This is a genomic window from Streptomyces sp. NPDC101181 (genome assembly GCF_044767975.1).
Taxonomy (GTDB): Bacteria; Actinomycetota; Actinomycetes; order Streptomycetales; family Streptomycetaceae; genus Streptomyces.
On sequence record NZ_JBIWOX010000014.1, the window covers coordinates 78,884 to 98,069 of the forward strand.

Here is a 19,186-nt window from a genome sequence, read left to right on the forward strand (position 1 = left end):
CCCGGGACGGCCGGGGAACCGTCCCGGGAGGCGTCAGGCGAGCGGGACGGCCAGGCTGTGCAGGTAGCGCATCAGGGTCATCAGCACATCGCGGCTGGAGGTCCGCAGCCGGGCGTCGCAGTCGATCATCGGGACCTCGTCGGGCAGGTCGAGCGCTCTGCGCAGGGCTTCGACGGGGTGGGGCGGCGCGTCGGGGAAGGTGTTGACGGCGACCACGAACGGGACCCCGCGCTCCTCCAGCCGTCCGATGACGTCGAAGCTGACTTCCAGCCGTCTCGTGTCGATGAGGACGACGGCGCCGAGGGCTCCTTCGAAGAGGCCGTTCCACAGGAACCAGAAGCGTTCCTGGCCGGGGGTGCCGAACAGGTAGAGGATCAGTTCCTCGCTGAGGCTGATCCGGCCGAAGTCCATGGCGACGGTGGTGGCGGTCTTGGTCTCCACCCCGGCGTTGTCGTCCACGCCGACACCGGCCTGGGTCATGGTCTCTTCGGTCGTCAGGGGCCGGATCTCGCTGACCGAGCCGACCATGGTCGTCTTGCCGACCCCGAACCCGCCGACGATCACGACCTTCACCGCGGCGGTGGCCGTGGTGGGCAGGACGTCCTCGGTGCGGGGTCCGGTGATCGTGTCAGAGCTTCTGAAGTCCATGCATCACCGCTTCGAGAAGGGACCTGTCGGGGAGTGTGGCGCGGACGATCGGCGCGCGCGACTCGATGAGTTCGGTCGCGAGAAGATCGCTCAGGAGCGAGGTGACCACACTGAACGGCAGGCTGAGATAGGCCGAGATCTCGGCGACCGATAAGGGGGACTGGCAGAGTTTCAGGATCGCCGCCTGCTCGGGCTGGAACGTCGGCGAGGGCTCCGCCTGCGCGACGACCATCGTGACCAGGTCGAGCGCGGCGCGCTCGCTGTCGTCGAGGTCGCCGGTGATCACGTACAGCCGTTCCGGATCGATGAGCGCCGGATCGGTCGTGCGGCGTTCTCGTCGGGGTTCGCTCATCCGGACTGCCCGCCGTGGCGGGGCGGACTGGTCAGGTGAGCGCCGATCCGCACGACCATGTCCCGCATCCTGGCGCCGACCAGACCCGCGTCGACGGTCTCCCCGGCGAGGACGGCGAGATAGGCGCCCGCTCCGGCCGCCATCAGGTAGAAGAAGCCGCCGGTCACCTCGATCACCACCAGCTTCATCAGCCCGTCGCTGTAGGGGATCTCGGTGGCCACGGCGGCGGCCAGGCTCTGGAGTCCGGCGCAGGCCGCCGCGAGCCGGTCGGCGACGTCGGGGTCGCCGCCGTGCATGGCGATGCGCAGACCGTCGGAGGAGAGCACCACGATCTGGTGGATGCTCGGCACGTCCTCGGCCAGCTCCTTCAGCATCCAGTCCATGTTTCCCCGCTGCTGGATCACTTCAGATCTCCCTTGTCCCACGCGTCGTCGGAGCTTTCGCCGTGCTTCGGTTCCTGCGGTACGCCGTTGACGGCCTTGGTGAAGGCCTCCAGCCAAAGGCCGGGGGGCTTCTCCTCGCCGTGTGTGCCGTCCGCGCCCGGTTCCCGGCCGGACGGGGGGCCCGGTGCGGGGGCGGCGGGGGCCGTGGGCTGCTGCGGCAGGTTGTGCGAGCCGAGCGGGGCGCGGCCCCGGCTGCGGCGCTGCGGCAGCCCGTTCTCGGTCCACTCGGTGACCACGGGGACGTCGTCCTCCAGGGCCGGAGCGGGGGCGCCCGCGCGGGGTGCGGCGGTGGCTGCGCCGGTGGGGGCCGGTGCGGTCGCGGAGGGGACCGGGCCGGTGGCGGCGGGCTTGGCCCTGGGCTTGCGCTTGCCGGGCGGCGGGACCACGTGCTGGAGCTTGGACATGTCCAGCGAGCTGGTGGGCCGGGAGGTGGCGCCGATGCCGTGGGCGATGCCCGGGGCCGGTCCGGTGGTGATCATCTCGCGCGGCACGATGAGGACGGCGCGGACGCCTCCGTACGCCGACTGGCGCAGCGAAACCTGGAGTTGGTACATCCGGGAGAGGCGTCCGACGACGGCCATGCCGAGGCGCGGGGACTCCCCCAGGTCGTTCATGTTGATGCCGGCCTGGGCCTGCGCGAGCATGTTCTCGGCGCGGGCGCGGGCCTCCTCGCTCAGGCTGACGCCGCCGTCCTCGATCTCGATGGCGATGCCGGTCTGCACCTCGACCGCGGTGACGTGCACCCGGGTCTGCGGGGGCGAGTAGCGGGTCGCGTTGTCGAGGAGTTCGGCGCAGGCGTGGATCAGGGGCTCGACCGAGGTGCCGACGATGGCGACCTTGGCGATCGAGTGCAGATCGACGCGCTGGTACTCCAGGATGCGGGACATCGCCCCGCGCAACACACTGAACAGCGGTACGGGCTTGGGCCACTGGCGGCTGGGCCGGGCACCGCCGAGGACGGCGATGGAGTCGGCGAGGCGGCCGATCAGCGCGGTGCCGTGGTCGATGCGCAGCAGGTCGTCGAAGACCTCGGGGTTGCGCCCGTAGTGGTCCTCCATCTCGCGCAGTTCGCTGGCCTGGCGGTGCACGATCGCCTGGACGCGGCGGGCGACGCTGACGAAGGCACGCTGGGCGGAGTCGCGCCGCGCCTCCTCGTTGTCGATGACTTCGAGGACTTGGTAGACCTGTTCGCGCAGCGCCTTGGGCAGATGGCGGTTGGCCGCGTCCGCGTCGACGATGTCGCGCATGACCTCCTCGGGCGAGTTGCCCACGCGCAGGCGCCGGATGGCGGCGGGCATGACCTCCTTGGTGAGCCGCACGGTCTCGGCGTCGTGCGAGAGGATGCGGTGTTCCAGGTGGGCGACGCGCTGTTCGTACGCGGCGCGCTGGACCTTCAGGGCTTCCTGGCGGCGGTGCAGCGCCACGGTGAGCACGGCGACGACGACCGTGGTGATCGCGCCGCACACGGCGACTGGTATCCGCGCGGCCGGTACGACCAGGGCCACCGCGACGGCGGTGGCGGCGACCAGCAGGGCCACGGGCGGCAGGACGACGCGGACGACGGGGACTTCTCTGTCGGTCGGCGGTGATTCAACACGGACCATCTAAAACCCTCTGGCGGTTGATTCCGGGATGTATGCGCACACGAGCGGAGACTTGAGGAACAAGTGCTCGAATTCGTCTCAACTCGACTTCACTGCGCGTGAGCTTAGCCAGATCAGAACAGGGCTTCGGCATATTCACCCAACCCCCTGCGGACGCCCGCCGGGAGGAATACACTCGCCAGTTTTTGCACTGAGCGCTGCGAAGCGTGCGCGGGGAGTAGCGAAGGCCGAAAAGAGATCCTCCGATAACGCGTCGGCAGCGAGGAGGAAGGAAACTGGTTACCAGAAAGCCGTTTACCGGGCGAAAAGCCACGCAGATCCCTTTCGCTGAGCGACGGAATCAGCCAGTGGCACAGGTGATCGAACCGGATCGAAAGGAACAGATTCCCCGCGGGCGGAGGGGTGGTGCGGGGGATCGCCGCGCTGACGCGTCCGCGCGGCCTTCCCGCGCGGCGGCCCCGGAGAGAGAATCACTCCCGCCTCTGTCGCACGGGCCGGGCGGCCCATATTTTTGAAGCTTCATGCACCTACTACGATGACGGGCCATGACCAGGGTGAGCACGTGGAGCGGGCGGCAGTGGCCGCGATCCCGCACGCCTGCCGCCTTCGGGTGGGTGCTGTTCCTCCTGGCCATGCTGGTCTACTGCTCGGTGACCACCTCGACCGCCGTGCACGCGGCACCCGGGCCGGGTCCGGTCGACGCGGGTCCCGCCCGGACGTTCACCCCGGTCCCCGACGCGGCCTTCGAACCGGTCGTCCTGGCCGCGCCCGCCGACCGCGGGCTCGGCACCTCGTGCCATGGCGGCTCGGCGCACACGGCGGCCGTCGTGCTCCCGGCCTCGTCCGCGCCGGTGGCCGTCCCCTCGCCGGGGGCCTTCGTCCCGGCGTCCCCGCTCACCGGGGCGGCCGCCATCCGGGGGCCCGCGCACGACGCGGCGCACTCCGTCGATCAACTACGGCTCCAGGTCCTGCGGATCTAGAGCCCGCCGTCCGGACCGGGCCCTGCCGTCAGGGCCGCGATCCGCATGCCCGTAACCCGTTACGCACCGTTGAACGACGAGGATCTGCCATGGCTTCCGCCAAGAACCAGAACAGCGCCGCCGCCGCGCGTCGCGCCAAGCTCGAAGAGGCCCGCCGCAAGGAGCGCTCCCGCGAGCGCCGGGGCCGCGTCATCACCATCACCGCGTCGGTGGCCGTGGTCGCCGCGCTGGTCGCCGGGGGCGCCTACCTGATGACGCAGGCCGACGAGAAGGAGAAGAAGGACGAGCAGGCCAGGACGTCGCCCGTCACCGGGGAGCGCAGCTGGGACAAGCTGACCCAGGAGCACGTGGCGACGAAGGTCGACTACCCGATGAACCCGCCCGTCGGCGGCGACCACAACCAGGTCTGGATGAACTGCAACGCGGACGTCTACACCGACGAGATACCGAAGGAGAACGCCGTGCACTCCCTGGAGCACGGCGCGGTCTGGGTCACGTACAACGACAAGGCCTCGCCGGAGGACGTCGAGGCCCTGACGAAGAAGGTCACGTCGACTCCGTACTCCCTGATGAGCCCGGTCAAGGACCAGAAGGACCCGCTGATGCTCAGCGCCTGGGGCAAGCAGGTCACGGTCGATAGCGCGTCGGACGACCGGGTCGCGCAGTTCTTCACCAAGTACGTGCAGGGCCCGCAGACCCCTGAGCCGGGGGCCGCCTGCACCGGCGGGCGGGACAAGTGACCTCCCCGGCACGTCCGGCCGCCACCGGGCGGATGGCACTGGCCGGGGCCGCCGTGCTGCTCGTGGCGCTGGGGCTGGTGGCACTGATGGTCGTACGCCCCTCGGCGGCCTCGCCGTCCGAGGGGGCCACCGTCTCGCGGTCGGCCCCGGCGGAGGACTCCGTGGACGCGGGGTTCGCCCGGGACATGGCGATCCACCACCAGCAGGCCGTGGAGATGTCGTTCATCGTGCGGGACCGCACCGACGACGAGGACGTGCGGCGTCTGGCGTACGACATCATCAACACCCAGGCCAACCAGCGCGGCATGATGCTGGGCTGGCTGGAGGTGTGGGGGCTGCCCAAGAGCGCGGCCGGGCCGCCCATGGCGTGGATGGGGCACACCGTCGAGCCGGGCGACGACGGCTCGCTGATGCCCGGCATGGCCACCGACGCGGAGCTGGCGGCGCTGACGGCGGCGAAGGGCGAGAAGGCCGAGGTGCTGTTCCTCCGGCTGATGACCGTGCACCACCGTGCGGGCGCCGACATGGCCCAGGCCGCCGCCGGGTCCGCGACGACCGACGTCATCCGGAATCTGGCGGCGGGCATGGTCCGCGGCCAGCAGTCCGAGATGGGGCTGATGGCGGACCTGCTCGAGGAGCGGGGCGCGAAGCCCTGAGCGGGCGCGCGCAGGCGCCGAGCGGGGCGGGTCCGTCCGCGTCAGGGGGGGGCGGTGACGGCCGGAAGGCCGGGACCGCCCCCCTGGCGTACCGCCCATCACATAGGCTCGGCCGCGACATGAAGAGCAACCTCACTCCGCTGGGGCCCAAGGCCGACAAGGACACCGTGCGACGGCACAACCTGAGCCTGGTGCTGCGTGCCGTGCGGGACGAGGACGAACGCGGCGAGGCGACCCGCGCCGGCGTCGCCGCCCGGGTCGGGCTGACCCGCGCGGCGGTGTCCTCGCTCGTCGAGCAGCTCATGACCGGCGGGTTCCTCACCGAGTCGGGCAAGACCTTCAGCGGACAGGCGGGCCGCCCCGGCACCGCGCTGAAGGTGACCCGCACCGGGCCCGCCGGACTCGGCGTGGAGATCAACATCGACTACGTCTCGGTCTGCGTGGTGGACCTGGCGGGCACCGGCCGGGTCCGGCGGACCGAACACCTCGACAACCGGGGCGCGCCCGCCGCGGAGGTCCTGGCCCGCGCGGCCCGGATCGCCGCCCGGACCCTCGACTCGGCGCGCGAGCAGGAGCTGCGGCCGGTGGGCGCGGCCCTGGCGCTGCCGGGCCTGGTCTCCGGGGGCACGGTGCGGCAGGCCCCGAACCTGGGCTGGAACGCGGTCCCGGCGCAGCGGCTGTTCGGGGACGCGCTGGCCGCCCTGCGCCCCGGGCTGCCCGTGCTGCCCGTCGCCTCGGAGAACGAGGCCAACCTGGCGGCACTGGCCGAGCTGTGGTTCGGCGGGCTGGAGCGGGTGCGCAGCTTCCTCTACCTGACCGGGGAGATCGGGGTGGGCGGCGCGCTGGTTCTCAACGGCGAACTGCTGCGCGGCGCCCATGGCTTCGCCGGGGAGATCGGCCATGTGGTGGTGGACCCGGACGGGCCGGAGTGCCGGTGCGGTTCGCGCGGTTGCCTGGAGCAGTACGCCGGACAGGCGGCGCTGCTGCGGGCGGCCGGGATCGAGGGGCTCGGCGGGGCCTCGGGGGTGCTGGAGCTGGAGCGGCGGGCGGCGGGCGGGGACACCCGGGCGGTGGCGGCGATCGGCGCGGCGGGCCGGATGCTGGGGCGGGTGCTGTCGGGGGCGGTCAACCTGGTGGACCCGGACGCGGTGGTGCTCGGCGGGATCTACCGGGGTCTGATGCCGTGGCTGTCGCCGCCCGCCGCCGAGGAGCTGACCGGCCGGGTGGTGTCGGGCCTGTGGTCCCCGGACGACGGACGGCTCCGCGCCTCCTCGGTGGCGGGCGACGCGGCCCGGGGCGCGGCGGCACTGGTGGCGCAGGACGTGCTGGACGACCCGGTGGCGTACGCGCGGACATCCGAGGACTGAGCCGAGACCCTCACGGGGCGCGGCCGACTCAGGAGGGGCGGGGTGAGCAGTCCCTCACCCCGCCCCCCTGACGCACGCTGGTACCCGCGTGCGTGTCCGGGTCAGCGGATGCCGAGCAGGTGGTCCATGGCCAGCTGGTCCAGGGCCTCGAAGGCCATCCCGCGTCCGGCGGCGGCGTCCACGTCGAAGTCCTCGTAGGCGCTGCGGTCGGCGAGCAGGCCCGCGAGCCCCTCCCCCGCGGTGGGCCGGGCCAGTTCGTCCAGGCGGGAGGCCCGCAGCGCCTCGCGTACGGCGGGGTCGGCGCGGAAGGCGGCGGCGCGCTCCTTGAGGATCAGGTAGTTGCGCATACAGCCGGCGGCCGAGGCCCAGACGCCGTCGTGGTCCTCGGTGCGCGGCGGCTTGAAGTCGAAGTGGCGCGGGCCGTCGTAGCCGCTCTCCAACAGGTCGACCAGCCAGAACGCCTGGCGCAGGTCGCCCGCCCCGAAGCGCAGGTCCTGGTCGTACTTGATGCCGGACTGGCCGTTGAGGTCGATGTGGAAGAGCTTGCCCGCCCACATCGCCTGGGCGATGCCGTGCGGGAAGTTGAGCCCGGCCATCTGCTCGTGGCCGGTCTCCGGGTTGACGCCGACCAGCTCGGGGCGCTCCAGGCGCTCGATGAAGGCGAGGGCGTGGCCGATGGTGGGCAGCAGGATGTCGCCGCGCGGCTCGTTGGGCTTGGGCTCGACGGCGAAGCGGAGGTCGTAGCCCTGCTCGACGACGTACTCGCCGAGGAGGTCGAAGGCCTCCTTCATCCGGTGCAGGGCGAGCCGGACGTCCTTGGCACCGCCGGACTCCGCGCCCTCCCGGCCGCCCCAGGCGACGAAGGTGGTGGCGCCGAGTTCGACGGCGAGGTCGATGTTGCGCAGGGTCTTGCGCAGCGCGTAGCGGCGTACGTCGCGGTCGTTGGCGGTGAACGCGCCGTCCTTGAAGACGGGGTGGGTGAAGAGGTTCGTCGTCACCATGGGCACCACGAGGCCGCTGGTGTCGGTGGCCGCCCGGAAGCGCTTGACGATGCGCTCGCGTTCGCCGTCCGTGGAGCCGAAGGGGATCAGGTCGTCGTCGTGGAGGGTCACGCCCCAGGCGCCGAGTCCGGCGAGGCGCTGGACGGACTCGACGGGGTCGATGGCCGCGCGGGTGGCGTCGCCGAAGGGGTCCCGGCCCTGCCAGCCCACGGTCCACAGGCCGAAGCTGAACTTGTCGTCCGGGGTGGGGGTGAAGCGTTCCGTCATCGTCGTCCGACCGCCTTCGCCTGCCGTCGGGACGCCCGGCCGGCAGACCGGCGCCCGATTAGTTCAGTGTCATGACTAATCAAGCACACCCGACCCGGGCCGGGGAACCCCCCTGCCTCGCGCAGCACCGTGCGGAGCGCGTCAGGGCCCCTGTGCACGAGGCCGGGCATCCCGTAATTTGTTCCTGCCAGAGCCACCTGATCAGGACGTCTCCGCGACGGCGTCCCGCGCGAAAGAGGCCCCCATGCCGTCACCCGCCGTCGTCATCGGCGTGGACAGCTCGACCCAGTCCACCAAGGCCGCCGTCATCGACGCCGCGACCGGTGAACAGCTCGCCGTCGGCCGCTCCCCGCACGTCGTCACCGGGGAGTCCGGGGCGCGGATGAGCGATCCGGAGATCTGGTGGCGGGCGCTGTGCGAGGCGGTGGCCGCCGGACTGAAGGAGTCCGGCCTCCCCGCCCGCGCGGTCACCGGTATCGCGGTCGCCGGACAGCAGCACGGGCTCGTCGTGCTGGACCGGGCGGGCCGCCCGCTGCGACCGGCGCTGCTGTGGAACGACACCCGCTCCGCTCCGCAGGCCGCCGCCCTCACCGAGGCGCTCGGCGGGCCGGAGGCCTGGACCGCGCGCACCGGTTCCGTACCGGTGGCCTCGATCACCGCCTCCAAGTGGCAGTGGCTGCGCGAGCACGACCCGGCGAGCACGGGCGCCGCGGCGGGCGTGCGGCTCCCCCACGACTTCCTCACCGAGCGCCTGTCGGGCGTCGCCGCCACCGACCCGGGCGACGCGTCGGGCAGCGGCTGGTACTCCACGGCGAAGGGCGGCTACGACCCCGAGGTGCTGGAACTCCTCGGCCTCGACGCGGCCCTGCTCCCCGAGGTCGCGCCCACCGGGGGCGCCCGGGTCGGCTCGCTGACCGAGGCCGCGGCCGAGGCGCTGGGCCTGCCCACCGGCATCGCGGTGGCGGCCGGGACCGGCGACAACATGAGCGCCGCGGTGGGCCTCGGGCTGGGCGGCGCCGGGCTGCTGGACCACCCGGTCCTGAGCCTCGGCACCTCCGGGACGGTGTTCGCGGCCTCCCGCACCCGGCCCGCCGCCACGGCGCTCAACGGGTTCGCCGCCGCCGACGGAACGTATCTGCCGCTGGCCTGCACCCTCAACTGCACGCTCGCCGTGGACAAGGTGGCCGATCTGCTGGGCCTGGACCGCGAGGACGCGGCGCCCGGCGGCGAGGCGGTCCTGCTGCCGTACCTCGACGGCGAACGGACCCCCGACCTGCCGACCGCCGCCGGGCTGCTCACCGGACTGCGCCACGACACCACCCGGCAGCGGCTCCTGGGCGCCGCCTACGAGGGCGCGGCCGTAACCGTGCTGCGGGCGATGGACGAACTCCTGGCGGCCTGCGGGCTCGACCCGCGGGCCCCCGAGGTCGCCGCCCGGCCGCTGCGTCTGATCGGTGGCGGGGCCCAGGGGCGGACGTGGGTGGAGACGGTCCGGCGGCTCTCCGGCCGCCCGCTGGTCATCCCCAGCAGCGGCGAGCTGGTCGCCCTCGGCGCGGCGGCGCTCGCGGCCTCGGCGGCGGGCGGCGGTGACCCGGTGGCGGTGGCGACGGCGTGGCAGCGGAACGGGACGGACCGCCGGCTCGACCCGGTGGCCCGGGACACGGAGACCTGGCAGCGCGTCACCTCGGTCCTGGACCGCGCCGCGGGCCCCCTGCTCGGCGGCTGACCGGCCGCCGGACAGGGGGCCGGTCGGCATGACGGGATGGTCACAGGCGGCGGTGACTCCGTCCGCTTTTGCCTGTTCGAATCCTGGCGGCGGCCGGGCTACGCTCGACAACTCACTTATTCCGTAGGGCTGATGACGGATTCCGGGTCGTCCGGGACGCCGCCCGGCGGAGTGCCGCCCCGCCGTGCCCGGCGGGGTCCGAACGCGCGCGTGCCGCCCGCGGCACGCCCCAGGGAGCGGAGTTCCCCGATGTCCACGCAGACCGGTCCGGCGCTCGACACCCCCTCGCGCGGCCAAGCGTTCGTACCGGGCCCCAAGGGGCTGCCGCTGCTGGGGAATCTGCCGCGGTTCGCGAAGAACCCCCTGGCGTTCTTCGAACTCCTGCGGGGCCACGGCGACATGGTGCGCTGGCGGTTCGGCCGCAACCGGTGCCTCTTCCTCGCCGACCCGGACCGCATAGGCGAGTTGCTGACGGAGACCGAGGGCACCTTCGACCAGCCGAGCCTCGGAGTGGCGTTCCGGGCGGTGATGGGCAACGGCATCATCGTGGCCCGGGGCCGGGACTGGCGGCGCAAACGGTCCCTGGTGCAGCCCTCGGTGCGGCCCAAGCAGGTGAAGTCGTACGCGGCGACCATGGCGGCCGCCGCGGTGGAGCTGGCAGACAGCTGGTCGGACGGTCAACGCGTCGACATCAAGCGGGAGATGGCGGCCCTCACCCAGAAGATCGCGGTGCGCACCATCTTCGGCGTGGACAGCCCGGCGGACTCCGAGGCGATGGGCCGGGCCATGGACGTCGCCCAGCTGGAGATCGGCAAGGAGTTCGCCGGGATCGGTGCGCTGCTGCCGGACTGGGTGCCCACCCCGGGCCGGGCGCGGATCAGGAAGGCCGCCGCGGTCATCGACGCGGAGGTGGGCCGGGTCGTCGCCCGGCACCGCGACGGCGAGAGCGAACGCCCCGACCTGCTCAGCCGGTTGCTCACCGCGGTCGACGAGAGCGGCACCCGGCTCAGCGACGAGGAGATCCGGGACGAGACGGTCACGCTGTACATCGGCGGCCACGAGACGACCAGTTCGACGCTGGTGTGGGCGTGGTATCTGCTCTCCCGCAACCCCCGGGTCCGGGCGGCGCTCACCGAGGAGCTGGACAGGGTGCTCGGCGGCCGGGAGCCCGGCTTCGACGACTACGCCCGGCTCCCCTACGCCCAGACGGTGGTGAAGGAGACCCTGCGGCTGTACCCGACCATCTGGCTGATCACCGGAGTGGCCAGGGAGGGGGCACGGCTCGGCGGGCTGCCCGTCCCGGAGGGGACCCGGGTGTGGACCAGCCAGTGGGCCACCCACCGCGACGCGCGGTGGTTCCCGGAGCCCGAGGAGTTCCGGCCCGAGCGCTGGGACGAGGAGAAGGGCGAGGAGATCGCGGAGTACGCGTGGTTCCCGTTCGGCGGCGGCCCCCGGGTCTGTATCGGTACGCGCTTCGCGATGGTGGAGGCGGTCCTCATCCTGGCCGTGCTGGCCCGCCGCTTCGACCTGGACGTCGACCCGGGCGAGATCGGACCGGTGCCGAGCCTGACGCTCCAGCCGGACCGGGACGTGCTGGCCACACTCCGGGCGCGGTAGGGGCACGACGTGGTGCCCGGCTCCGTGCGGGGCCGGGCACCGGGGGTGTCAGTCGTTCGCCAGCCACTTCTTCCAGACGTCCGGGTGGCGGTCGATCCAGCGCTCCGCCGCCTCCTCGGGCGTCAGCTTCCGCGAGGCGATCAGCTCCGAGACCTCGTTCTGGTCCTTCTCCGACCAGTGGAACTTCCTGAGGAACGCGGCGGCCTCCCCGCCGCGTTCGGCGAAGTCCGCGTTGAGGAACTTCTGGAGCGGTGTCGTCGGGTACGCGCAGTCGATGTCCTCGGGGGCCTTCGCCGCGCACTCGTCCGTGTGGGCGGGGAGCTCGACCTCGACCATGGGCACCTCGTTGAACAGCCACTGCGGCTGGTACCAGTAGCTGAGGAAGGGCTTCTTCTCCTTGGCGAACTGCTGGATCTGGGTGATCTGGGCCGCCTCGGAACCGGCGAAGACCACCGTGAAGTCCAGGTCCAGGTTCTTCACCAGGGCCACGTCGTTGGTGACGTAGGAGGGTGAGCCGTCCATCAGCTGGCCCTTGCCGCCGCTCTCGGCGGTCCTCAGCTCGTCCGCGTACTTGTCGAGGTTCTTCCAGTCGGTGACGTCGGGGTGCTCGTCCGCGAAGTACTTCGGGACGTACCAGCCGATGTGGCCGGTGACCCCGAGGTCGCCGCCCCTGACGATGGTCTTCTTCTCGTCGACGTACAGCTTCTCCTGGTCCGGGTGGCCCCAGTCCTCCAGGATCGCGTCGACCCGGCCCTGGCTGAGGGCGTCCCAGGCGGGGACCTCGTCCGTCTGGACCAGGTCGACGCGGTAGCCCAGCTCCTGTGTCAGCAGCTGCTGGGCGACGGCGACGTTCGCCTGGGCGCCGACCCAGGACTGCACGGACAGGGTGACCGTCTTCACCCCCGCGGGGGCGGCGAACGGGGAGGCCTGCCGGGTCATGTCGGCGGCGCCGCAGCCCGCCGTGGCGAGCAGGGCGGCGGCCGACGACAGCGCCGTCAGCAGGCGGGTACGGGAGGGGGTCATCTCAGCTCTCCTGTCGCTGGCGGCGGGCGGTGGGCTGGGTGACCCGGTCGAGCATCAGGCCCAGGCAGACGATCGCCGCTCCGGCGACCAGCCCGGTGGCCAGGTCGCCCTGGGCGAGGCCGAACACGACGTCGTAGCCGAGCGCGCCCGATCCCACGAGTCCGCCGATGATGACGACCGCGAGGACCAGGACGACGGCCTGGTTGACGGCGAGCAGCAGGGCGGGCCGGGCCAGCGGGATCTGGACCTGGCGCAGCTGCTGGCCGGGGGTCGCGCCGAGCGAACGGGCGCTCTCCATCGCCGCCGGGTCGACGCCGCGCAGGCCCTGGGTGGTGATGCGGACGACGGCGGGCAGCGCGTAGACGACCGCGGCAGCCGCGGCGGGCGCGCGGCCGACGCCGAAGAGGGCGACGACGGGGATCAGGTAGACGAACTGCGGCATGGTCTGGAAGACGTCCAGGACCGGCCGCAGGAACCGTTCCAGGCGCTCGCTGCGGGCCGCCCCGATGGCGACGGCGAAGCCGAGGACCAGGGTGACCGCCACGGCGGCGAGGACCTGGCTGAGGGTGTCCATCGAGGGCTCCCACACGCCGAGGACCCCGATCGCGGCCATCGCGAGGACGGCGGTGGCGGCGGTGCGCCAGGTGCCGATGGTCCAGGCGAGGGCGGCGACGATCAGCAGCACCGACCACCAGGGCAGACCGGTGAGCCCGCCGCGCAGCGGGTTGAGGACGTGGCTGGTGAACCCGGACGCCAGGTCGGCGGTGCCGCCGACGACGGGCACGCCGGTGTAGAGGTGGTCGACCATCCAGTCCTTGGCGGTGTTGACGGGTCCGGCGATCGCCAGGGTGGCTTCGTCGGGCCAGACCTGGCCGCCCGCGAGCCGCCCCACGACGGCCGCGACGGCGGTGAGGGCGGCGGCCAGCGACCAGCCGCGCAGGCCGCGCAGGAGCGCCGGGCCGGTGGGCTCGGCGCCGATGCGGCGGCCCGCCGCCTCCGTCGTACGGTCCAGGACGACGGCGAGCAGCACGATCGGGATGCCCGCGGCGAGGGCCGCGCCGACGTCGACGGAGGACAGCGCCTGGTAGACGCGGTCGCCGAGGCCGCCAGCGCCGATCACGGAGGCGATGACGGCCATGGACAGCGCCATCATGATGGTCTGGTTCAGGCCCAGGAGCAGCTCCTTGCGAGCCAGCGGCAGCCGGGCCGTCAGCAGCCGCTGCCGCCCGGTGGCGCCGAGCGAGGCCACCGCCTCCATGACCCCGTGGTCCGCCCCGCGCAGTCCCAGCGCGGTGAGGCGGGCCATCGGCGGAGCCGCGTAGACGACGGTGGCGAGGACCGCGCCCGGGACGCCGATGCCGAAGACCAGCACCACGGGCAGCAGGTAGGCGAACGCGGGCAGCACCTGCATGGTGTCGAGGACCGGGCGCAGCACCCTGAAGACGCGGCCGGACAGTCCGGCGGCGAGGCCGAGAAGGAGCCCGAGCGCGACGGAGGCGAGGACCGCGACGGCCATCAGCGCGAGGGTCTGCATGGTGGGCACCCACATGCCGAGCAGCCCGCAGACCAGGAAGGAGACGCCCGCGGTGAGCGCGAGCCGCAGGCCGGCGACGCGCCAGGCGACGGCGGCGGCGAGGACGGTGACCCCGGCCCAGCCGAGGGCCAGCAGCACCAGGTAGACGGCGCGTACGGAGAGCACGACGGCGTTGCTGATGTGGCCGAAGAAGTAGAGGAACAGCGGGTGGTTGTCGCGGTGGGAGACGATCCAGTCGGTGACCCCGCCGAGCGGCTCGGACAGGTCGGCGGTCAGCGCCTGGGGCCAGATGCCGCTGCCCCACTGCCCGTGGGCGAGGGGGACGAGGACGGCGGCCGCGAGCGCCAGCAGCAGCAGCTTGGCGGCGGCCGGGTGTCCGCGGAGGAAGGCCAGCGGCCCCCGGTCGGCGCCCGCCCGTGCGGGGCGGACCGGGGTGGCCTGGGCGGTGGCCATCAGACGGTCACCTCGCGGGGGCCGTCCGGTGCGCCGGGGGCCGACGCCGAGGCTCCGGCCACCACGTCCAGCAGGCACGCGTGGTCGACGACTCCGACCAGGCGCCCGGCGTCCATGACCCGGGCCGCCGGGCTGCCGGAGCGGGCGACCGCCTCGATGGCCTCGGAGACGGTGGCGTCGGGGCGGACGGCCGGGCCGTGTTCGCTCTCCCCGGCGCGGGCGGGGCGCATCGCGGTGGCGACGGTGAGGACCTGTTCGCGCGGCACGTCGCGGACGAACGCGCGGACGTAGTCGTCGGCGGGCGAGCCCACGATCTCCTCGGGCGTGCCGAGCTGGACGATGCCGCCGTCGCGCATCAGCGCGATCCGGGTGCCCAGGCGCAGCGCCTCGCTGAGGTCGTGGGTGATGAAGACCATGGTGCGGCCTTCCTCGCGGTGCAGCCGGACGACCTCGTCCTGCATCTCGCGGCGGATCAGCGGGTCCAGGGCGCTGAAGGGTTCGTCGAAGAGGAGGACGGACGGGTCGGCGGCGAGCGCGCGGGCGAGCCCGACGCGCTGCTGCTGGCCGCCGGAGAGCTGGGAGGGGCGGCGGTCCTCCAGACCGTCCAGGCCGACCTTGGCCACCAGGGCGGCCGCCCTGGCCCGGCGTTCGGCCTTGCCCATGCCCTGGACCTCCAGGCCGTAGGCGACGTTGTCCAGCACGGTGCGGTGCGGCAGCAGTCCGAAGTGCTGGAAGACCATCGCGGCCCGGTGGCGGCGCAGTTCGCGCAGCCGGGCGCGGTCCATCGCGAGGACGTCCTCGCCGTCGATGGCGAGAGTGCCGCTGGTGGGCTCGATCAGCCGGGTCAGGCAGCGCACGAGGGTCGACTTGCCGGAGCCGGAGAGGCCCATGACGACGAAGACCTCGCCCTTGCGGACGTCGAAGGAGACGTCGCGCACGGCGGCGGTGCAGCCGGTGGCCTCGCGGAGTTCGGCGGGCGGGAGCCCGGCGTGCTCACCGCCGGGGACGCGGTCGGCCTGGGGTCCGAAGACCTTCCAGAGGTTGCGTACGGAGAACACCGGAACGTCCCGGCCCTCCCCGCCCCCGTCGCCGTTCGCGGCCCTGTCGCCGGTCCCGTTTCCGGTCGGCTTCCTGGTTGCGTTCATCGGGCATCGCCTCCGGTGCCGGCAGCCGTGGCCGGCGCGGTGGCGTCCGCCCGGTCCTTGAGGAGTTCGGCGCACTTCTCGCCGACCATGAGGACCCCGATCATCGGGTTGACGGCGGGCATCGTCGGGAAGACGGACGCGTCGGCTATCCGGAGGCCGTCCAGGCCCCGGACGCGCAACCGCGGGTCCACGACCGCCTCCCGGTCGTCGGCGGCGCCCATCCTGCAGGTGCCCGCCGGGTGGTAGACGGTGTGGGCGACCTTGCGGGCGTACTCGCTGATGTCCTCGTCGGAGGTGACCTCGGGGCCGGGGCACACCTCGCGCTTCAGCCAGGAGGCGAGCGGTTCGGTGGCCGCGATCTCACGGGCCAGTTTGATGCCGTCGACCAGGGTGCGGCCGTCGTAGTCGTCCTCGTCGGTGAAGTACCGGAAGTCCAGGGCGGGCTTGGCCCCGGGGTCGGCGCTGGTGAGGTGGAGGCGGCCCCGGCTGCGCGGCTTGGGGATGTTCGGCGTCATCGACACCCCGTGCTCGGGCTTGCGGTAGCCGAGGCGCTCGGGGTTGTCGGTGAACGGGATCTGGTAGAAGTGGAACATCAGGTCCGGGCCCCGGGACGCGGGGTCGCGGCGGACGAAGAGTCCCGCGTCGGAGTCCATCGCGGAGTTCTCCGGGATGGGCCCGTCGGTCTCCCAGACGATGACGGACTCGGGGTGGTCGAGCAGGTTCTCGCCGACGCCCGGCAGGTCGTGGCGGACCTCGATGCCCAGCGCTTCCAGGTCCTCGCGCGGGCCGATCCCGGAGTGCAGCAGCAGCCGGGGCGTGTCGACCGCACCGGCGCAGACGATGACCTCCCGGGCCGCGCGCAGCAGGATCTCCTCGCCGTCCTGGGTCCGCACGTGCACGCCGGTGGCGCGGGTTCCGTCCAGCTCCAGGCGGTAGGCCCAGGTCTCCAGCAGGATACGGAGGTTGGGCCGGTCACCGGCCTCGATGTGCGGGTGGAGGTAGGCGACCGACGCGGAGGAGCGCTTGTTGTTCTCGGGGTGGTAGGCGAGGTCGAAGAAGCCGGTGCCCTCGTGGAACGGCTCGCTGTTGAAGCTGTCCACGCGCGGGACCCCGGCGGCCCGCTGGGCGGCGTCGACGAAGTCGCGGGCGATGGCGTTGCGGTCCTTCTCGTCCACCGGGACGATGTTGTTGCGCAGCCGGGCGAAGTACGGGTCCATCGCGGCCGCGTCCCAGCCCTCGGCGCCCGCCTCGGCCCACTCGTCCCAGTCGCCGGGCAGCGGCTTGAAGCTGATGAGGGTGTTGTGCGAGGAGCAGCCGCCGAGGACCCGGGCGCGGCTGTGCCGGATGTGGGAGTTGCCGCGCGGCTGCTCGGTGGTGGGGTAGTCGTAGTCGAGGTCGCCGCCGAGCAGGCCGAGCCAGCGCCGGAGGGTCAGCACGTCCTCGCGGTCGATGTCGGTGGGGCCGCCCTCGATGACCGTGACGGTGACGTCGGGGTCCTCGGTGAGCCGGGAGGCGATGACCGATCCGGCGGTGCCGCCGCCGACGATCACGTAGTCGGCCACGGGGCTCCCGGGGTCGGGGACCGCGGTGCTGCGGGGGGTGGGAGGCATCGGTCACTGCTCCTTCTGCAAGGTTCGTGCGTGTACGTGGTGCTGCGAACAGCCGGACGGGGCCCCGGGATCGCGTCGCTCCGGGGCCGGGGCGTGCCTGCCGGACGCCGCCGGTCGGGCGGGCGGACGACGACCGGAGCCTGCGGGCGTCAGCCGGCGAACCAGCGCTGGGGGCGCGGGTTGAGGTTCTGGTAGATGTGCTTGGACTCGCGGTACTCGGCGAGCCCCGTCGGGCCCAGTTCGCGGCCCGTGCCGGACTTCCCGAAGCCGCCCCACTCGGCCTGCGGGAGGTAGGGGTGGTAGTCGTTGATCCAGACGGTGCCGTGGCGCAGCCGTCCGGCGACCCGGCGGGCCCGGCCGGGGTCCGCGGTCCACACGGCGCCCGCGAGCCCGTAGTCGGTGTCGTTGGCCAGGGTGACGGCCTCTTCCTCGGTACGGAAGGTCTCGACGGTGAGGATCGGGCCGAAGGTCTCCTCGCGGACCACCCGCATCTCGCGGTGGCAGCCGTCCAGGACCGTCGGCCGGTAGAAGTAGCCGCCCTCGGGGCGTACGTCGCTCGGCTCCGGGCGTGCGCCGCCCGACCGGACCACGGCGCCCTCCTCGCGGGCCGAGGCCACGTACGCCTCGACCTTGGCGAGCTGCTGGGCGGAGACGAGCGGGCCGCACTCCACGCCGTCGAGGGTGCCGCGGCCCAGGCGGATCGCGTCGGCGCGGCGGGCCAGTTCGGCGACGAAGCGCTCGCTGACGGTGTCCTGGACGATCAGGCGGGCCCCGGCGGAGCAGACCTGGCCGCTGTGGAAGAACGCGGCGTTCAGGGCCTGGTCGACGGCGGTGTCGAAGCCCTCGTCGGTGGCGCAGGCGTCGGCGAAGACCACGTTGGGGTTCTTGCCGCCCAGTTCCAGGGCCACCTTCTTCACGGTCGGCGCGGCGGCTCGGGCCACCTTCGTACCGCTGGCGAGGCCGCCGGTGAAGGAGACCAGGTCGACGTCGGGGTGCTCGGAGAGCCGGGCGCCCACCGGGTCGCCCGCGCCGGTGACGAGGTTGGCGGCCCCGTCGGGAAGCCCGGCCTCGGCGAGCAGCTTGATCAGGTGCACGGTGGAGAGGGGGGTGACCTCGCTGGGCTTGAGCACGAAGGTGTTGCCCGCGGCGAGGGCCGGGGCGATCTTCCAACTGGCTTGGAGGAGGGGGTAGTTCCAGGGGGCGATCAGGGCGCAGACACCGACGGGCTCGTGCACGACGATGCTGTGGACGTCGGGGTCACCCGCGTCCACGACCCGGCCGCCGCTCTCGTTCATCACGAGGTCGGCGAAGTAGCGGAAGGCCGCGGTGACGTCGTCGACGTCGACCCGTCCCTCCTCCAGGGTCTTGCCGGTGTCCCGGCTCTCGGTGATCGCGATCTCCTCGCGGTCCCGCTGGAGCAGGTCGGCGACCCGGCGCAGCAGCCCGGCCCGTTCGGCGACGGGCTTGTGGGGCCAGGGGCCGTCGTCGAAGGCGCGCCGTGCCGCCGCGATCGCCGCGTCGGCGTCCGCGGTGCCGCCCTCCGCGACGACGGCGAGAACGGTGGCGTCGGCGGGGTCGAGGACCTCACGGGTCTCGCCCGACGCGGCGGCCCGCCAGGTGCCGTCGATGTGGATGGTACTGAGCGCCGACATGTCGTTTTTCGCCTTCCGTGCCTGAAATACCCCCTCCGGTTTCGGCCGGGGCGTGTCGCGTGGCGGCCGAGGTACGGGCACCAGCGGCAGGGACCCCTCCCCGGCCCGGCCGAATGTATGCCGAGAATTTCACGGAGAGTGATACGCCTCACGCGGGAAAGCCGCGCGGTCCCCCGGCGGACGTGCGGGGGGGGTACGGGGGGGGAGCACCGCTCACCGGGCCCCGCCCCGCGAGCCACCGGGCGGCCGTATCCGGCCCATGTCTCCGGCCCGGGTCGCCGTCGGCGGCCGGGGCGGCGGCCGTGCTCGGGGACTCCGGCGGCGGGGAGCACGGCCGCCTCCCTGCCCCGACGGTGCGCGGCCTCCGC

General features: G+C 73.1%; 16 protein-coding genes. 6 read left to right on the forward strand and 10 right to left on the reverse strand.

The annotated features are described in order from the left end of the window. Positions 1–33 precede the first annotated feature (33 nt). Genes ACIRRU_RS20990 through ACIRRU_RS21005 form a run of 4 tightly spaced genes read right to left on the reverse strand, consistent with a single transcriptional unit; the run spans position 34 to position 3,047 of the window. Positions 34–648 carry an ATP/GTP-binding protein gene (locus ACIRRU_RS20990; protein ID WP_363200169.1) on the reverse strand — a complete coding sequence of 205 codons (615 nt, stop codon included), beginning with the start codon at positions 646–648 and terminating at the stop codon, positions 34–36. Beyond that, complete coding sequence (locus tag ACIRRU_RS20995) at positions 629–1,000, reverse strand: DUF742 domain-containing protein (protein ID WP_363200170.1); 372 nt, start codon at positions 998–1,000, stop codon at positions 629–631. Before ACIRRU_RS20995 ends, ACIRRU_RS20990 begins: the two co-directional genes overlap by 20 nt. After that, the gene (locus ACIRRU_RS21000; RefSeq protein WP_363200171.1) at positions 997–1,404 is read right to left on the reverse strand and encodes a roadblock/LC7 domain-containing protein; all 408 of its coding nucleotides are present in this window, start codon (positions 1,402–1,404) and stop codon (positions 997–999) included. Before ACIRRU_RS21000 ends, ACIRRU_RS20995 begins: the two co-directional genes overlap by 4 nt. Further along, positions 1,401–3,047: a sensor histidine kinase gene (locus ACIRRU_RS21005; RefSeq protein WP_403682658.1), complete on the reverse strand. Its 1,647-nt coding sequence runs from the start codon at positions 3,045–3,047 to the stop codon at positions 1,401–1,403. Before ACIRRU_RS21005 ends, ACIRRU_RS21000 begins: the two co-directional genes overlap by 4 nt. Before the next feature lie 545 nt (positions 3,048–3,592). Between ACIRRU_RS21005 and ACIRRU_RS21010 the strand changes: the two genes are divergently transcribed. The 4 genes from ACIRRU_RS21010 (at position 3,593) to ACIRRU_RS21025 (ending at position 6,790) form a co-directional block, all read left to right on the forward strand. Next, positions 3,593–4,027, forward strand: a complete 435-nt coding sequence (locus ACIRRU_RS21010) for a hypothetical protein (protein ID WP_403682661.1) — start codon at positions 3,593–3,595, stop codon at positions 4,025–4,027. 89 nt (positions 4,028–4,116) lie between these two features. Further along, positions 4,117–4,767 carry a DUF3105 domain-containing protein gene (locus ACIRRU_RS21015; protein ID WP_403682664.1) on the forward strand — a complete coding sequence of 217 codons (651 nt, stop codon included), beginning with the start codon at positions 4,117–4,119 and terminating at the stop codon, positions 4,765–4,767. A 32-nt stretch (positions 4,768–4,799) separates the two neighbouring features. Beyond that, a complete protein-coding gene (locus ACIRRU_RS21020) occupies positions 4,800–5,423 on the forward strand; it encodes a DUF305 domain-containing protein (protein ID WP_403682863.1) in 624 nt (207 codons plus the stop codon). 119 nt (positions 5,424–5,542) lie between these two features. Further along, a complete protein-coding gene (locus tag ACIRRU_RS21025) occupies positions 5,543–6,790 on the forward strand; it encodes an ROK family protein (protein WP_403682667.1) in 1,248 nt (415 codons plus the stop codon). 101 nt (positions 6,791–6,891) lie between these two features. Here the strand turns inward: ACIRRU_RS21025 and xylA are convergent, their stop codons facing one another. After that, positions 6,892–8,058: a xylose isomerase gene (xylA, locus tag ACIRRU_RS21030; RefSeq protein WP_403682670.1), complete on the reverse strand. Its 1,167-nt coding sequence runs from the start codon at positions 8,056–8,058 to the stop codon at positions 6,892–6,894. A gap of 244 nt (positions 8,059–8,302) precedes the next feature. Here xylA and xylB point away from each other — a divergent pair, with 244 nt between their 5' ends. Beyond that, positions 8,303–9,784 carry a xylulokinase gene (gene xylB, locus ACIRRU_RS21035; protein WP_403682673.1) on the forward strand — a complete coding sequence of 494 codons (1,482 nt, stop codon included), beginning with the start codon at positions 8,303–8,305 and terminating at the stop codon, positions 9,782–9,784. Between the two features lie 249 nt (positions 9,785–10,033). Beyond that, the gene (locus tag ACIRRU_RS21040) at positions 10,034–11,401 is read left to right on the forward strand and encodes a cytochrome P450 (RefSeq protein ID WP_403682676.1); all 1,368 of its coding nucleotides are present in this window, start codon (positions 10,034–10,036) and stop codon (positions 11,399–11,401) included. 48 nt (positions 11,402–11,449) lie between these two features. Here ACIRRU_RS21040 and ACIRRU_RS21045 read toward each other — a convergent pair whose 3' ends face one another. From ACIRRU_RS21045 to ACIRRU_RS21065, 5 genes are all read right to left on the reverse strand, one after another. Continuing rightward, positions 11,450–12,424, reverse strand: coding sequence for an ABC transporter substrate-binding protein (locus ACIRRU_RS21045; protein WP_403682679.1), 975 nt, complete (start codon positions 12,422–12,424; stop codon positions 11,450–11,452). A 1-nt stretch (position 12,425) separates the two neighbouring features. Further along, a complete protein-coding gene (locus ACIRRU_RS21050; RefSeq protein WP_403682680.1) occupies positions 12,426–14,411 on the reverse strand; it encodes an ABC transporter permease in 1,986 nt (661 codons plus the stop codon). Further along, positions 14,411–15,556 (reverse strand): glycine betaine/L-proline ABC transporter ATP-binding protein, encoded by a 1,146-nt coding sequence (locus tag ACIRRU_RS21055; protein ID WP_403682683.1) that lies wholly within the window; start codon positions 15,554–15,556, stop codon positions 14,411–14,413. Before ACIRRU_RS21055 ends, ACIRRU_RS21050 begins: the two co-directional genes overlap by 1 nt. Continuing rightward, entirely contained in the window at positions 15,553–17,166 is a 1,614-nt protein-coding gene (locus ACIRRU_RS21060; protein WP_403682686.1) for a GMC family oxidoreductase, read from the reverse strand. The genes ACIRRU_RS21055 and ACIRRU_RS21060 overlap by 4 nt, the downstream gene beginning before the upstream one ends. A gap of 149 nt (positions 17,167–17,315) precedes the next feature. Beyond that, the gene (locus ACIRRU_RS21065; protein ID WP_403682689.1) at positions 17,316–18,818 is read right to left on the reverse strand and encodes an aldehyde dehydrogenase family protein; all 1,503 of its coding nucleotides are present in this window, start codon (positions 18,816–18,818) and stop codon (positions 17,316–17,318) included. Positions 18,819–19,186: the final 368 nt, after the last annotated feature.